This is a genomic window from Bacteroides sp. 14(A) (genome assembly GCF_000526555.1).
Taxonomy (GTDB): domain Bacteria; phylum Bacteroidota; class Bacteroidia; order Bacteroidales; family Bacteroidaceae; genus Bacteroides; species Bacteroides cellulosilyticus.
Window position 1 is genome coordinate 1720557 of record NZ_JAGH01000002.1, and the last position, 17154, is coordinate 1737710.

The 17154-nt window shown below is 44.1% G+C and carries 10 protein-coding genes; 8 read left to right on the forward strand and 2 right to left on the reverse strand.

Going from position 1 to position 17154, the window contains the following annotated elements:
* Positions 1–79: 79 nt before the first annotated feature.
* Positions 80–916 (reverse strand): AraC family transcriptional regulator, encoded by an 837-nt coding sequence (locus K429_RS0113815; RefSeq protein WP_007212124.1) that lies wholly within the window; start codon positions 914–916, stop codon positions 80–82.
* A 172-nt stretch (positions 917–1088) separates the two neighbouring features.
* Here K429_RS0113815 and K429_RS0113825 point away from each other — a divergent pair, with 172 nt between their 5' ends.
* From K429_RS0113825 to K429_RS0113835, 3 genes are all read left to right on the forward strand, one after another.
* Entirely contained in the window at positions 1089–2246 is a 1158-nt protein-coding gene (locus tag K429_RS0113825; RefSeq protein WP_026367255.1) for an efflux RND transporter periplasmic adaptor subunit, read from the forward strand.
* Between the two features lie 3 nt (positions 2247–2249).
* The gene (locus tag K429_RS0113830) at positions 2250–5444 is read left to right on the forward strand and encodes an efflux RND transporter permease subunit (RefSeq protein ID WP_007219592.1); all 3195 of its coding nucleotides are present in this window, start codon (positions 2250–2252) and stop codon (positions 5442–5444) included.
* A gap of 113 nt (positions 5445–5557) precedes the next feature.
* Positions 5558–6922: an efflux transporter outer membrane subunit gene (locus tag K429_RS0113835; RefSeq protein WP_026367256.1), complete on the forward strand. Its 1365-nt coding sequence runs from the start codon at positions 5558–5560 to the stop codon at positions 6920–6922.
* Positions 6923–7030: 108 nt separating this feature from the next.
* Here K429_RS0113835 and K429_RS0113840 read toward each other — a convergent pair whose 3' ends face one another.
* The gene (locus K429_RS0113840; protein ID WP_007219594.1) at positions 7031–7957 is read right to left on the reverse strand and encodes a DUF5106 domain-containing protein; all 927 of its coding nucleotides are present in this window, start codon (positions 7955–7957) and stop codon (positions 7031–7033) included.
* A 124-nt stretch (positions 7958–8081) separates the two neighbouring features.
* Between K429_RS0113840 and K429_RS0113845 the strand changes: the two genes are divergently transcribed.
* The 5 genes from K429_RS0113845 (at position 8082) to K429_RS0113865 (ending at position 17135) form a co-directional block, all read left to right on the forward strand.
* A complete protein-coding gene (locus K429_RS0113845; protein WP_026367257.1) occupies positions 8082–9416 on the forward strand; it encodes an MATE family efflux transporter in 1335 nt (444 codons plus the stop codon).
* 58 nt (positions 9417–9474) lie between these two features.
* Positions 9475–10164 carry an SGNH/GDSL hydrolase family protein gene (locus K429_RS0113850; RefSeq protein ID WP_026367258.1) on the forward strand — a complete coding sequence of 230 codons (690 nt, stop codon included), beginning with the start codon at positions 9475–9477 and terminating at the stop codon, positions 10162–10164.
* A 54-nt stretch (positions 10165–10218) separates the two neighbouring features.
* On the forward strand, positions 10219–13011 hold the full coding sequence (locus K429_RS0113855) for a two-component regulator propeller domain-containing protein (RefSeq protein ID WP_026367259.1): 2793 nt from the start codon (positions 10219–10221) through the stop codon (positions 13009–13011).
* A 205-nt stretch (positions 13012–13216) separates the two neighbouring features.
* A complete protein-coding gene (locus K429_RS0113860; protein ID WP_007219598.1) occupies positions 13217–13732 on the forward strand; it encodes a sigma-70 family RNA polymerase sigma factor in 516 nt (171 codons plus the stop codon).
* 46 nt (positions 13733–13778) lie between these two features.
* A complete protein-coding gene (locus K429_RS0113865; protein WP_026367260.1) occupies positions 13779–17135 on the forward strand; it encodes a TonB-dependent receptor in 3357 nt (1118 codons plus the stop codon).
* Positions 17136–17154 lie beyond the last annotated feature (19 nt).

The window sequence follows — 17154 nt, forward strand, 5'->3', positions numbered from 1 at the left end:
AACCGTTTGTGTTTGTTGATATGCGTCAGTATGCGTTTATTTATTGTTGATTTGCGTCAATGCGATTGTTTTCTATCTATTATATTCTTTTTGCTCTGTATTCTTTCGGTGACATTCCCGTATGCTTCTTGAAGTACCGTCCGAAGAACGACTGGTCGGGAAAATTATACCGGTCGGCTATCTCTTTTAGTGAGAGATTGGTGGATTGTAGGGCGACTTTGATTTCCAGTGTGAGAAACTCATCGATGATTTCTTTAGCGGAAATCTGGCCTACCTCTTTAGTAATAGCGGAAAGGTAGCGTGTAGAAATACAAAGTTGCTCGGCATAAAAGGCTACATCCCGTTGCATGGTACAATTGGTATGTACCAGATGGATGAACTTTTTGAACAGCTGTCCTTTCCGGTTGCCTCCCTCCAGTTGTTCCTTCGTGAAATATCTCTGTACCTTATCATAAGTATCCAGGAAGAATATCTGAAGTAGGTTCTGGGCAATGCTTTCGCGAAACTGGTTTTCCTTGTCGGCATAGATGGCGGCGCTTGCCTCTATCATTCTCAGGATGGGGCGTATGGTTTCGAGTCTGGTATGTGTATAACAGGAATTCTCTTTCATGAAATGCATGAATGCCGGGTCCAGTCGGAAGCAGGCAACTTTCATCATCTCGCCCGAATAAGCGAAATAGTGTATCTGGAAGTCCGGGCTGGCCGATCTGAGCGAAAGAATAGAGCCGGGCAATAACATAATGTTCGTATTCGGTATAATGTGATGCTTCTCCAGATCTATGGTGATTTCCGCTTCTCCGCCGGAACAGAATAAAAGGACTCCATTCGTTAATTTGATGAGTCGGTTGTGGTAAAACTCCAGGTTATCACTCCCGGATCTGAAAGTTTCTGCTTTCGTAGTTAATAATGGATTCATACTTTATCTTTTTAAAGTTTTGCTGGGACAAAGGTAGAAGTTCTTTTTGGAATGTTAAGCAAAGCGTTCCGAAAATGAACAAAGGAGTGCGACAAATGAAACAAGTTGTTGTTCAAAAACGGCATACCTTTGCCGCCGACATAACAAAAGATGTTTTTAAAAAGATTGTAGTATGACAACAAAGAAGAGATTGATTAGACAGATGATGACATTCATTTGTGGAGTAACATTGGTAGCATGCGGACAGGCTCCTACCGTGCAGACCAGTTCTGAGTATGAGGTGATGAGAATCACGACATCCGACAAGGAATTGCAAACGACCTATTCAGCGAGTATCCGGGGAAGACAAGACATTGACATTTACCCGCAGGTATCAGGTTTCCTGACTAAACTCTGTGTGGAAGAAGGTCAGGTGGTCCGCAAAGGACAAGTCTTGTTTATTATTGATCAAGTGCCTTACCGTGCGGCTTTGCAGACTGCGGAAGCCAATGTGGAAGCGGCGCGTGCAAGTGTAGCTACGGCTCAACTGACGTATGACAGTAAAAAAGAATTGTTTGCCCAGAACGTGATTTCCGAGTTCGACTTGCAGACATCTTATAATAACCTGCTGACGGCGAAAGCGCAATTGGCGCAGACGGAAGCGCAACGTGTAAGTGCCGCCAATAACCTTTCTTATACGGAAGTGAAAAGTCCTGCCGACGGTGTTGTAGGCACTCTGCCCTATCGTGTGGGCGCTTTGGTTAGTGCCAGCCTGCCTAAACCGTTGACTACGGTTTCTGATAATTCCGATATGTACGTTTACTTCTCGATGACAGAAAACCAGTTGCTGGATATGACGCGCCGCTACGGTTCCAGGAGTAAAGCATTGGAGGAAATGCCTGCTATTGAACTGATTTTGAATGATAAATCCACCTATCCTTCGCAAGGTAAGATTGAAACAATCAGTGGGGTGATCGATACTTCTACCGGAACTGTCAGTCTGCGTGCCGTATTCCCGAATAAAGAAGGATTGTTACAGAGTGGGGGAGCCGGCAATGTAGTGGTTCCTGTTCAAAAACGGAACTGTATCGTTGTTCCGCAAGCGGCTACTTATGAAGTGCAGGATAAAGTGTTCGTATTTAAAGTAGTAGATGGTAAAGCACAGTCTGCCCCAGTGGAGGTGACCCGTGTGAATGGTGGAAAAGAGTATATCGTAGACAAGGGTTTGAATGTGGGTGATGTAATTGTGGCCGAAGGCGTAGGATTATTGCGCGAAGGTACACCTATTCAAGCTAAGTCAGCATCCTCTGCAACACAAGAAACCGCTAATCAACAAACAAAGGAGGATTAATCCATGAATCTGAGAACATTTATTGAACGCCCGGTATTTTCGGCGGTCATTTCTATAACGATTGTCATTCTGGGTATCATCGGGTTGTTTACCCTGCCTGTCGAACAATATCCCGATATTGCTCCGCCTACCGTTATGGTAAGCACCACGTACTACGGTGCCAGTGCGGAAACTTTGCAGAAGAGTGTTATCGCTCCGTTGGAAGAAGCTATCAACGGTGTGGAAGACATGACCTATATGACGTCTACCGCTACCAATGCCGGTTCGGTATCTATTACCGTCTATTTCAAGCAGGGAACCGATCCGGATATGGCTGCCGTTAATGTGCAGAACCGTGTATCCAGAGCTACCGGACAGCTTCCGGGAGAAGTAACCCAGGTAGGTGTGACCACTATGAAGCGCCAGACCAGTATCTTACAGATGTTTTCATTGCATAGTCCCGATAATTCGTATGATGAAAACTTCCTTGCTAACTATATGAGTATCAACTTGAAACCGCAGTTGCTGCGTATTGCAGGTGTGGGCGATATGATGATTATGGGTGGTGACTACAGTATGCGTGTCTGGATGAAGCCTGATGTGATGGCACAGTACAAACTGATTCCGTCTGACGTGACGGCAGCACTTGCCGAGCAGAATATTGAATCGGCTACCGGTTCGTTCGGTGAAAATTCGGACGAAACTTATCAATATACTATGAAGTATAAAGGTCGTCTGATTACGCCGGAGGAATTTGGTGAAATCGTAATCCGTTCTACGGAAGACGGTGAAGTGCTGAAGTTGAAAGACATTGCAGATGTGGAACTAGGCAAGGACAGCTACGCCTACAAAGGCGGTATGGACGGTCACAATGGTGTTTCCTGTATGGTATTTCAGACGGCCGGTTCCAATGCTACGGAAGTAAATCAGAACATTGACAACCTGTTGGACGAAGTGCGCAAAGACCTGCCGAAAGGTGTGGAGCTGACACAGATGATGAGTTCCAATGACTTCCTGTTCGCTTCTATCCATGAGGTAGTAAAGACTTTGATCGAAGCTATCCTTCTTGTGATCTTGGTGGTATATGTATTCTTGCAGGATATCCGCTCCACATTGATTCCGTTGGTAGGTATCATCGTGTCACTGATAGGTACCTTCGCTTTTATGTCCGTTGCCGGATTCAGTATCAACCTGATTACCCTGTTTGCATTGGTACTTGTGATCGGTACGGTGGTGGACGACGCCATAGTCGTCGTCGAGGCAGTACAGTCGAGGTTCGATGTCGGGTATAAGTCTCCTTATATGGCAAGTATCGACGCTATGAAGGGTATCAGTAATGCGGTTATCACCTCTTCACTGGTATTTATGGCGGTGTTCATTCCTGTATCGTTTATGAGTGGTACGTCCGGTACGTTCTATACGCAGTTCGGTTTGACAATGGCAGTTGCCGTAGGTATCTCAGCTATTAACGCTTTGACACTGAGTCCAGCTCTTTGCGCCTTGTTGCTGAGACCTTATATTAATGAAGATGGTACGCAGAAAAATAATTTTGCTGCCCGTTTCCGTAATTCGTTCAATGCGGCTTTCGATGTGGTGGTGAATAAGTATAAGAATGCGGTACTATTTTTTATTAAGCGTCGTTGGTTGTCATGGTCGTTGCTGGCTTGTTCGGTAGTATTGTTAGTACTCCTGATGAATTCAACGAAGACCAGTTTGGTGCCTGATGAAGACCAGGGTGTATTGTTCGTCAATGTAAGTACGGCTCCGGGTAGCTCACTGAAGACTACGGATGATGTTATGCTTCGTATAGAAGAGCGCTTGGAAGCTATTCCGCAAAAGTTGCATATTCAGAAAGTAGCCGGTTACGGATTGCTTTCCGGACAGGGAAATACATTCGGTATGATTGTTATGAAACTGAAACCCTGGGATGAACGTACGAAGAAAGAAGATCAGGTGCAGGCTGTCATCGGACAGATTTATGCCCGCACGGCAGATATCAAGGATGCCACGATCTTTGCAATTGCTCCGGGTATGATTCCGGGTTATGGTATGGGTAATGCACTCGACCTGAATGTACAGGATAAGTTGGGTACGGATGTGAACACCTTCTTCCAGACTACCCAGCAATACCTGGGTGCTTTGAACCAGCGTCCCGAAATCTCCATGGCTTATTCTACTTTCGATGTGCGCTATCCGCAATGGACAGTCGAGGTAGATGCTGCCAAATGTAAGCGTGCCGGCATTACTCCGGATGCAGTGCTCTCCACACTTTCGGGCTACTATGGCGGACAGTATGTATCCAACTTCAACCGTTTCTCAAAGGTATATAGGGTTATGATACAGTCCGGTCCGGAATACCGCATGGATGAGTCTTCATTGCACAACACCTTTGTGCGGATGGCAAACGGTGAGATGGCTCCGCTGAGCCAGTTCGTTACGCTGACCCGCAGTTATGGTGCCGAGACATTGAGTCGCTTCAATATGTATAATTCCATATCCGTGAATGCCATGCCTGCCGAGGGATATAGTACGGGTGATGCCATCCGTGCCGTGAAAGAGACAGCAGAAATCAGCCTGCCGAAAGGTTACGGTTATGACTTCGGTGGTATCACACGTGAGGAGAACCAGCAGAGTGGTACGACGGTAATTATCTTCGGTATTTGTATTCTGATGATCTATCTTATCCTGAGTGCACTTTATGAAAGCTTCATCGTTCCGTTTGCAGTTATTCTTGCGGTTCCGGTAGGTTTGATGGGTACGTTCTTGTTTGCCAAGATAGCAGGATTGGAGAATAACATTTATCTGCAAACAGGTTTGATTATGTTGATCGGTTTGCTTGCCAAGACAGCCATTCTGTTGACGGAATATGCTGCCGAGCGCCGAAAAGCGGGCATGGGATTGATTGCTTCCGCAGTCAGCGCAGCCAAAGCACGTCTTCGTCCTATCCTGATGACGGCACTCACCATGATCTTCGGTCTGTTCCCGCTGGTGGTAGCTACGGGAGTAGGTGCTAACGGTAACCGTTCGTTGGGTACGGGTGTAGTAGGTGGTATGACCATCGGTACATTGGCATTGCTTTTCATCGTTCCGGCTTTGTTTGTCACCTTCCAGTGGTTGCAGGAACGTCTTCGTCCGGCTCAGTCCATGCCGACCAAAGACTGGCAGATTGAGGAGGAGATGGAAGTGAGTAAGAAAGAAATAGAAGAATCACATAAATGATAGGTTGGCACTGGATACAGGAGTATTTTCATTCTCCTCCACCGGAGGAGGGGAATTGAGATACTCCGGTTGTGCTAATTCATCATTTTCTAATGAAATAAACAATATAAATAATGAAGAAACAAATCATCACTTTAGCTGTCGCAGCCTTGCTGTTGAGTAGTTGCGGCATCTATACTAAATATGAACGTCCCGAAGTCAAGACCGACGGACTTTACGGGCAGGATATAGAGGTGGAAGACACCACCTCTATCGCCTCTCTCTCCTGGCGCGAGTTGTTTACCGACCCGCAACTACAATCTCTCATTGAGCATGCACTGCAAGGCAATACCGACTTGCAGTCCGCTCAGTGGCGTATCAAAGAAGCGGAAGCTACTCTGTCATCCGCCCGTCTGGCCTATCTGCCTTCTTTTATGCTGACTCCGCAGGGAGGTGTCAGTAGCTTTGATAAATCAAAAGGTTCCTGGACGTATAGCGGCATAGCGTCCGCCAGTTGGGAAATTGATATTTTCGGTAAACTGACCAATGCGAAACGCCGTGCAAAAGCTTTGTATCTTCAGAGCCTGGAGTACGAACAAGCTGTCACTACTTCGTTGATAGCCAATGTGGCAAATATGTATTATACCTTATTAATGCTCGATGCACAATACAACGTCTCTGCCGAAACTGCCGCCAAGTGGCGTGAGAGCGTGAAGACAATGCGTGCCATGAAAGCAGCAGGTATGACGGATGAGGCCGGAGTAGCCCAGACCGAAGCAAACTGTTATATGGTAGAAGCTTCTTTATTCGACCTTAAACAGCAAATCCGTGAAGTAGAGAATTCGCTTTCTATTTTACTGGGTGATGTGCCCGACGCCATCGAACGTGGAAAGTTACAGGGACAAAGTTTCCCGGAAGAACTTACCGTTGGTGTTCCGTTGCAGTTGCTCTCTCGTCGTCCCGACGTGAAGAGTGCGGAGCTTTCGTTGGCACAGGCCTTTTATAGTACCAATGCGGCTCGTTCTGCCTTTTACCCTTCCATTACTTTGGGAGGTACGGCAGGTTGGACAAACTCTGCCGGAAGCATGATTATCAATCCGGGCAAGCTGTTACTCTCCGCAGTTGGTTCACTGACACAACCTTTATTTAATAAAGGATTAAACATGGCACAGTTGAAAATAGCCAAAGCCCAACAGGAAGAAGCTAAACTTTCTTTCCAGCAGGCGCTGCTGAATGCTGGAAGTGAAGTGAATAATGCCCTTACCCAAGTGCAGGTGGCCCGCGGTAAAACAGAGTTGCGCGACGGACAAATCACTTCATTGGAAACCGCAGTCCGAAGCACGCAATTGTTGATGAAACATGGCAACTCCACTTATCTGGAGGTACTTACCGCCCAGCAATCGTTGCTCTCTGCCCAACTGACGCAGATAGCCGACCGCTTCGATGAGATACAGGGAATTATCAATCTCTACCAAGCCTTAGGTGGTGGCAGGGAATAAAGAATAAATCATATACTCTCTCTTCTCTCGTTTCTTCATCCCCTTTTATCCTTCACGAAGTGGAGTGGTGAGAGGGGATATTTTTAGTGGTCACTCACCACTAATCACTTATTGCAGGTACTGGTCAATCTGTGCCACCGTTGCATCTTTCAGCAGTACTTTCTTGTCTTTATCCAATAGATACAGGGTAGGTATCGCTTTCAGGTCATACAGATTCTTTTCCTTTATAACAAGCTTTTTATCATACCCGTTTATCCATTCTTTGGGGAAGTCCGGTAGGTGTCTTTCCCATTCTTCCTTATCTTCATCCGGATAAATAGCCAGTATTTTTAGACTTCCTGCTGCAAATTCCTTGTTGATGGCAGGTGCTTGTTTCAGTGCTTCTATGCCTTCTTCACAAGCATGACATCCCGGATTGTTGATAAACAGCAGCGTATATTTAGCTTTCACTCCGTAGAGCGTACCGTTTTTTCCGGACAGCAGTGTATAGGTGAAATCTTCTGCCGGCCTTCCGATACGATTCTGTTCAGCCAGTTCCCGGCGTCCTTGCGGAAGTATTTTCTCCGTATCATTCAATACTTTACTTTCCAGCATGGCGTCCAGTACCGGAATGTAAAATTCTTCATTCCGCATCGGAGAATTCGGATCATACAGATATTTTTCTGCTAAGTCAGTATAATAGAAGAATACGACTTTCTTCTGATCTGCCATCTTATACATTTGCTTTATGGCAGCTATCGCAGTAGTGTCCGGCACTATCTTCAGGATATCTATAAAGTCCACCCATGCTTGTTCCGTAACATCCGGAAGGTTGATATAAGTGGTGTCGGTAAAATCCATATTGTCCCAATAGTGCCGTACTAGATAGTCCGCACGCAATTCGGGAGTGTTTAGCATGGCTGGTATAAGGGGGAGCGTGAATTTTTTTACGGTGTCTGCCTGGACTGCCGTTTCCTTGTTGTCGTTTGCTTTCCGGCTGCCGCATGAGGCACACAGGATCAGGAATAGGAGGAAAATGTTGAGAGAAGTTTTCATAATTCAACTACTTATATAATGTATTGAGAGACAAAGATAATGCAAATGTTTTAATTACCATTTGTTAAGTATCAGCAAATTTATGAAGCCTACCTTTGCCCCGCTTTTTTTAAAACAATGAGATATGCAAAGGGATAATTTGGACTTCAAAAACATGAGTGTGAGTAAGTTGTTTACAAAACAACTCTTCCCCACGTTGCTGGGTATGGTATCATCCGCATTGTTCACTGTTGTCGACGGGATATTCGTAGGACGCGGAATAGGCAGTGATGCCATTGCCGCGGTGAATATTGCGGCGCCTATTTTTATGATAGCGGCCGGGTTGGGACTGATGTTCGGTATGGGTGGAGGAATTCTTGCTTCCATTAATCTGTCTCGTGGCAAATTGGTGGTCGCCAATATCAATGTCACGCAGTCAATCGTCATGCTGACGATTGTCAGTATCATTATGGGAATACTATTGACTGTGTTCCCCGAAACTGTAGTAACCTTATTAGGAGCCGAAGGGCATCTGACGGAATTGTCGGCGGAATATCTGTTTTGGTTCTCTATATCCATTCCGTCCACGGTCTTGCTGGTGGCATTGCCGTTCTTTGTACGCCTGACGAATCCTAACTTTGCCATGTGGGCCATGCTGGCGGCTACTGTTGTCAATATCTTGCTCGATTATATCTTTATCTTTATTTTTGAGTGGGGATTGTTCGGTGCTGCTATCGCTACTGATTTGGGAGAATTGGTGGGGACACTTTTACTCTTGGGTTATCTGCTTCGTTCCTCCGTATCGATTCGGTTTGCCAAGCTGAAGATGAGTATCAAGAGCATCCGCCTGACACTGAGGAATACATGGTATATGCTGAAACTGGGTGTTTCATCCTGTTTGAGTGAAATAACGATTGCCGTCATGGCTATTGCCGGCAATTATGTGTTTATGAGCCATCTGGGAACAGATGGGGTAGCGGCTTATAGCATTGTCTGCTATCTGTTCCCTATTATTTTCATGGTGTTTAACGCTATGGTTCAGTCGGCACAGCCCATTGTCAGCTACAATTACGGTTGCGGGCAGTTGTTGCGGTCCAATAAGGCGCTGCGTTTATGCATTATTTCCGCGGTTGTGTTTGCTTTGCTGATTAGCGGAGTGTTTGTCTGTTTCTCCGGTGATATCGTTTCCTTGTTCTTGCCGGACCGGACAAGTCATGCCTGGCAGTATGCAGTTGCTGGTCTGCCTCTGTTTGCTGTCGATTACATTTTTTTCGGGATAAATGTAATCACAATAGGGTATTATACCAGTATTGAACGTATTAATCTAGCAATGAGGCTTACGTTGCTGCGTGGTATATTGCCGGTCTTGTTCTTCTTTGTACTTCCTGCATGGTTGGGAGTGACGGGCATCTGGCTTGCTGTGGCGGCGGGAGATATTACTACAACAATCCTTATTGTGCTGTGCAGAAAGAAAGTTTAGTATGGCTGTACCTATGAATTATTTTCAATACATTTGCATACAAAAAAATATATTTATCATGAAACGCAACTCTTTCTTATTATTTGTAGCGATTCTCTTCACTTCTGTTTCAGTTTCTTTTGCTCAAAAGAAACTCTCCATCCTTGGAGACTCTTATTCTACATATTACGGTTATGTCACTCCCGACACCAACCTCTGTTGGTATGGCGTACCGGAAGAAAAGAGAGAGAATGATGTGAAGCGGGTGGAGGATACCTGGTGGTATCTTCTTATCAATGAGCACGGTTATCAGATGGAGCGTAATAATTCCTATTCCGGTTCAACCGTTTGCCACACCGGTTATGAGAAAGCGGATTATTCGGATCGTTCCTTCGTAACGCGCATGGACAACCTGGGTAATCCCGATGTTCTCCTGGTCTTTGGCGGTACGAACGACAGTTGGGCGAAGGCTCCTATTGGAAGTTACCAGTATGCAGACTGGACTAAAGCCGATCTTTACAGCTTCCGTCCTGCCTTCTGCCGACTGATGGACTATCTGACTAAACGCTATCCGGATACCCGAATCTATAATATCACGAACACCGAACTGTCGGAAGATGTAATTAACTCTATGGATGAAATCTGCCGCCATTATGGAGTAACCAATATCCACCTGCGTGATATTGACAAACAGTGGGGACATCCCTCCATAAAAGGAATGAAGAGTATTTGCGAACAGGTTTGGGATAAAATCGGAAAGCAAGATTAAGGTATGAGATGAGAATTATCCGGTGCCAAAATCAGTAACCATAAGTTAGGAACCATGAGAGATAGAATAATAAACTACATTCTACTGTTGATGTTTTGTATTCCTGTTTACTCTCAATCTTATATATTCCGCGGAGTGTCCGGTACAGAAGGACTTTCAGATTTGGTAATCAGTACTCTTTACAAAGACTCCTGTGGATATGTCTGGATGGGGACGGCTACTTCGGTAGAACGTTTTGATGGGGTACATTTGAAACATTATCCGATATATGCATCCAGTGAAAGATGGAAGTGGGTGAATGCCATTATTGAAACATCAGGGAATCAGTTATGGGTAGGAACTGATGGAGGATTTTGGCAGATAGGTCAGGATAGAGTGGATCGCATTGCTCCTGATGTGATAAGAAACGGAGTTCGCTCCATTGTGAAGGATGATAAAGACACCTTATATATTGGTAGCGAAACAGGGTTGCATATATATAAGGATGGAAAAATAGAAACAGTATTGCTGGAAAACAATTCCTTCTCTTCCGCCAATTTCATTGTCGGACTGCACCTGGAAGGTGAACGGTTGTGGCTCATAACCAGAAATGGGTTGTATTCAATGAATCTGAAAGATAGGAAACCGGTTCATTATGCAAATAACCTGACAGAGAAAGAAGCATTGTTTTCTTATCGGAATATAACCCGTATAGACTCCACACTCTATTTGGGAACTATGGAACATGGTATTCTGAGTTTTGATATCCGTACACACGAATTCCGGCATTATGTAGATGTGGGGTGCAATATTATCAGGTCCTTGTCTTGTGATGGGAAAGACGTATTATATGTAGGTACTGATGGAAATGGTGTGCATTTCATTTCTACAAAGCAGAATAAGATCATCCGTTCGTTTGATTACAATCCTGAAAATGGAAAAGGACTGCGTTCTAATTCCGTATATTCGCTTCTTGTTGATCGTGATGGATTGATATGGGTAGGATTATGCCAGTTGGGATTGGACTATACAGTCTATCAGAGCGGACTCTTTTCTATTTATAGTACTCCTTATTTTACTTCGAAAGACATTCCGGTTCGCACCATATTCATCGGTAAAGAAGAGAAACTGATTGGTTCCCGCAATGGATTATTCTACATTGACGAACGCAACGGTCATGCTATCAAGTATTCTTCCCCGCAATTACGTTCCAGTATTATATCCTGTAGTTACGCTTTGCAAGGTAAGGTCTACATCGGTACATACGGCGGTGGAATGTATGTGTTTGATAGGGAAACCAAGAAAATAGACGATTTTGAGCCGGGAAGGCCAATGCCTTTTGTGAACGGTCATATATTCTGTATTACTGCCGACAAGGATCATAATTTATGGATAGGGACATCCAATGGGGTTTACCGTTATAAGGACGGGAAATTATCGAAACATTTTTCCAGTGATAATTCGCATTTGCCGGAAGGGAATATCTATGTGATCTACTTTGATTCCACCCTTAAAGGATGGATATGTACAGAAAATGGCATCTGTATATGGGATCCTCTTTCCGACTCTATGAAGACAGGTGTCTTCCCTGAGGGATTTGTGGATAAAGAGAAAATATGTGGGATGTATGAAGATTCGGACCATCAACTTTATTTTTTGCCGTACAAGGGAGATATCTTTATCTCAGATGTATCCATGAGCCGTTTCCGGAAGATGCAGGCTAATACCCCTTTGGAAGGAAAAGATGCAATGTTCATAATAGAAGATAAGGAAGGGTGGTTATGGATAGCAACGAATAACGGATTGTACCGGTATGATAAGAAAGATACTTTTATTCCTTATAGTTTTGCGGATGGAATACCGGGACCGGTATTTCTGGCCTGTAACCCGGTGATAGATGAGAGTGGGGTGATATGGTTTGGGAATGCCAGAGGACTGATTGGCTTATCGGTTGATTGGAAAAATGAAGAGAACAAGTTGGATTATAAAACAGTCATCTCTGCTGTTCATGTGAATGGGCAGGAAGTGCCCGGGGCAGGTCTGACCGTTAAAGATGGCGTAAGAGAGTTGTCATTGGATGCTTCGCAGAATAATGTAACTATCTACTTTTCCGGATTTACCTTTACCGATCCTGCTTATATGGCTTATGAATATCAGATGGAAGGAGTGGATAAAGATTGGCGGGTTCTGACAGGAAAATCTGAAGTCACTTATTATGATCTGTCTTCGGGTAACTACCTTTTTAAGGTTCGGCGTATGGGGAATCCTAAGTCCGAAACATGCCTGCGTATTCATATGCAGATATCCGTAAACTGGTATGGCTATGGAATTACTTTGGCGGTAATCATACTGGCGGCTTTATCAGCTTATTATTTGTGGAAAAGGAAGTTACAGAATAAGGAAACTGCCCGTTTTTTGCGTGTGCCTGAAGAACGCCGGTTATCCGGTAAGGGGATGGAGGACGCTGATTTATCAATGGAGGAAAAATACAAAACCAGTAATTTCTCCGAAGAAGAATGTAAGCGTCTGACGGAAAAACTGAAGAAAGTAATGCGGGAAGAGAAGCCGTATACTAATCCTGAACTAAAGATTGCGGATTTGGCTTCGATCATTGGAGTTCCTTCTTATACTTTGTCTTATTTGTTTAATCAATACCTGAAGAGAAATTATTATGATTATATCAATGATTACCGCATTGCCGAGTTTAAATCTTTGGTGAGTAAGGGTGAACACACAAGATACACATTGAATGCTTTGATGGAGTTGTGCGGGTTTAGCTCGCGAACTTCTTTCTTCCGTTATTTTAAGAAAGTAAATGGCATTACTCCGAGTGAATATATCAAAAGTCTGGAGGATACTCAAAAGTAAAATAAAATAGTTTTTCTCTCTTCCTGCGTCTCATATAATAAATTGAGACGCTTTCTTTTGTGTTGCTAATTCCTTGTTTGATAGTCTGTTATCTGCATACTTTGTCCGCCTCTATAGAGTGGAATATATAGGAGGTGAAGATGAGGCTTTTTTTGATTTCTGCGCTCTATATTTGCAGCATAAAGTTAATCAAAAATATATGGAAATGAGAAATACAGTGATAACTTCCGACCGATTGATAGCCGATTCCTACATAGCCTATCACCACTTGGTATATCTTTATATATATCGTAAAGTGAATAATAAAGCGGAAGCAGAAGACTTGTCACAAGATGTATTCCTTCGTTTGATGGATTATAATCAGATGCTTTGTAAAGAAACAATCAGGTCCTTTATTTTTATCATTGCCAGTAATCTGGTGAATGATTTCTTTCGTCGCTTTTATAGAACTCAGGCCCTTACACCTTATATATATGAATATACGATGGCACGTACTGATGATGCGGAAAGCCGCGTGATTGCTAATGACTTATTGTCTCGCGAGAAGTATAAGTTGAGTTTGCTTCCGCCCCAGCGTAAAACGATTTATGCGATGAACCGCTTTGAAGGTAAGACGGTCCGGGAAATTTCACAAGAGCTTAATCTTTCGCAGCGTACGGTTGAGAACCATCTGTTTATCAGCCGTAAGGAAGTGCGCGAGTACATAAAACAATGCATCTAATTAGATAATGTCGATATCAATAGTGTTAATTTTAAATTTATAAATTATGAAGAGTGAATTTTTGAAATTCTCGTCGAAAAGAATCTTGTTCTCTACGGTGGTGACTTCTGTCCTTATGGCGGGTAGTCCTCTGGAAGTATTTGCGGCCGATGCCACTGAAGTGCAGGCTGTGATGCAAACCGGTACTGTAACCGGTCAGGTAGTGGATGCCAAAGGTGAACCCGTAATTGGTGCCAGCATCTTGATAAAGGGAACGGGAACCGGTATAATTACGGATATAAACGGTAATTTTACAGTGAGTGCATCGCCCGATGCCACTTTGGTCGTATCTTTTGTGGGATATAAAACGCAAGAAATATCCCTTAGCGGTAAAAAGAATATTAAAATCATTCTGCAAGAGGATTCTGAACTGCTGGACGAAGTGGTGGTTGTGGGTTATGGTACTCAGAAGAAAGCGACGTTGACTGGTGCGGTTGCATCGGTTAGTGGGGATGTGCTGGAGAGCCGTCCGGTATCCAATACTGCTATTGGGTTACAGGGACAGATTCCGGGCTTGACCATTACGCGTACTTCGGCCCGCCCGGGTGATGAAGATATGACTATTCAGTTGCGTGGTGCTTCCTCTACCAATAAGGTGGAACCATTGGTAATTATTGATGGAGTTCCTGCTATCAGCAATACGGAATTTAGTTCGTTGAATCCCAATGACATTGAGAATGTATCAGTACTGAAAGATGCATCGGCAGCCATTTATGGAGCACGTGCGGCAGGTGGTGTTATTTTGGTGACGACGAAAAAGGGAAAGAAGGGTGACAAGCTGAGAATTTCGTATAATGGGATGGTTACAGCCAATACTCCTGCCAATATGATACCGCTGGCAGGTATGAGAGATTTTGCTTCGACCATGGCGGAGGCTTCTTACCAGGATTTTGTAGAATCAGATGGGAATGGAGGGGAAGTCATTACACAACGTTACGTCAACGGGCAAACCTGGAATAATGTATTGGCAGTAGGTGGTAAGACACCCCATGCCGGTGTCAGTTTTGATGATACCAATCTGTTGGTAATTGATAAAATGGCACTTGGAGATCCGTTTACTTACGTGGATACTAATAATCTGATACATTATTATGAGTCAAATAATTGGTTGGATTTACTTTATGGTACCACCTGGAGCACTCAGCACAATATCGGTATTCAGGGTTCCAGCGAACGTGCACGTTGGTCGGCATCTTTGGGATATGCTGATGACCGTTCTGTTATTATAGCTACAGACGACGGTATCAAAAAATACAATGCACGTATGAATGCGGACTATGATATTACTAAGTGGCTGGTATTCAATATGAATATTTCTTATAGCAATCGTTATAAAGACAGCCCGCTTGATGGGCTTGATGGTAACAACTCTGGTATGTATGATGCGCCTGCGGCACCGGCCTATACTCCTTCCGGAAATTATTATGATTTCTATGTTTGTGGGCGTTCTCCCTTATCGGCTATGCAGGCCGGTGGACGGGCAAAACAAGAATTTGAGACATTCCGTTATTCCAATACGTTGACAGCCCAGCTGACCAAGGACCTGAAAGCAACCGGTTCTATGTCGTTCATTAAGAATAATAATGTGCAAACTGAATATAAGACAACATATTATGTAGGAGCGCCTTATGCCGTAAATATAGAAAAGAACGGAAATGGAGAGGTGATAGGATATGACGTGAATGAGCAGTTGAATGTAGTCAATGCAGGGACAAAGAGCTATGCGCAGGAACGTAGCCAGCGCACTTTCTATGAAAATTACTCCTTGCAACTGGATTACAATCATACATTCGGCAATGTGCATAATGTAGCTGCCATGGTTGGTGCCAATGCTGAGAAGAGAACCTACAAGAACGTGACGGCCAAACGTACGGATTTGTTATACGACGGTTTGTTTGACCTGAATACCGGATCGGCAGGATCAACCAACCAAACAGTAACCGGCGGTTCTAATGCGCAAGGATATATATCCTATCTGACTCGTTTGAATTACAATTATGCAGGGAAATATATGATTGAGGCTTTGGGACGTCGCGACGGTACTTCTAAATTTCATGTAGACTACCGTTGGTGTAACTTTGGTGCCGCCAGTGTAGGATGGAGAATCTCTGAAGAGAATTTTGTGAAGAAGAATGTAAAATGGCTGGATAATCTGAAATTGCGTGCTTCTTATGGTGTCACAGGTGGTGCGGTGAGCGAATTGGGCAACTATGACTATCTGTCTGCCATCACGCTGAGTACTTACTACTTCAATGGTGGTCAGGAACAAATTGCTTATCTTTCTAAAATGACCGACTACTCACGTACCTGGGAGAAATTGCAAAATCTGAATATCGGTGTTGACTTTGCCCTGTTTGGTAACCGCCTGACCGGTAGCTTCGATTGGTATCAGAAGAAGAACAATAATATGCTGGTTTCCCTTACGTATCCGGATGTATTGGGAACAAATCCAGCAGCCACTAACGATGCAAAACTCCGTGTGAAAGGTTGGGAAGCCGTAATTGGTTGGAACGACCGTGCAGGAAAAGTGGATTATTGGGTAAGTGCTTCTTTGAGTGACGCCCGTTCCATGGTGGTGGATTATGCAGGAACGGATACTTGGACAGCGGGTCTGGTGAAAGTACGCGAAGGTTATCCGTTAAATTCATTGTTCGTTTACAAGACTGACGGTTATTTTACCTCGTATGATGAGATTGCTGATTACTACAAGCAATATGCCGGAAACAGTGCCTTGGCCAAAGTAGCGCAAAGCAGTGCAAGCACTCATCTGCGTCCGGGCGACCGTAAGAAGGTATTGATTCTTGATCCTGACAATGACACGACAAATGGAAAAGGGAATACCGGAGCTGGAGACGTTTATCACTATGGCGATTCGGACCCTCACTTCAACTTCGGTCTCAATGCGGGAGCTAGATGGAATAACTTCGATTTTTCTTTATTTGTGCAAGGAGTGGGAAAACGTAACATTCTGCGTGATACAGGTATGAACACATGTGCTTTCTATGTTAACTATACCAATATCCTGACCACTCACCTTGATACATGGGCTTGGGACAATCAGAATGCTGAGTATGCCCGTCTTTCTTTGCAGCAGGATAAGAATAAATGGAATGTAGACAACAATGATACTGCCATTCAGAACGCATGGTATGCCCGTCTTAAAAACATTACTGTCGGTTACACCATTCCTTCTTCCATCACAAGTAAGTGGAAGATAGAGAAACTGAGATTTTATTTCTCGGGCGATAACGTAGCAGAAATCACAGGTCTGTCGGACGGATATGATCCGGAAAAGGGAACTAGTGCAAGAACCACCCTTCCTTTCAGCCGTAGTTGGACGCTTGGTGTTGATTTAACTTTCTAATTATTAACTGAAAAATTAA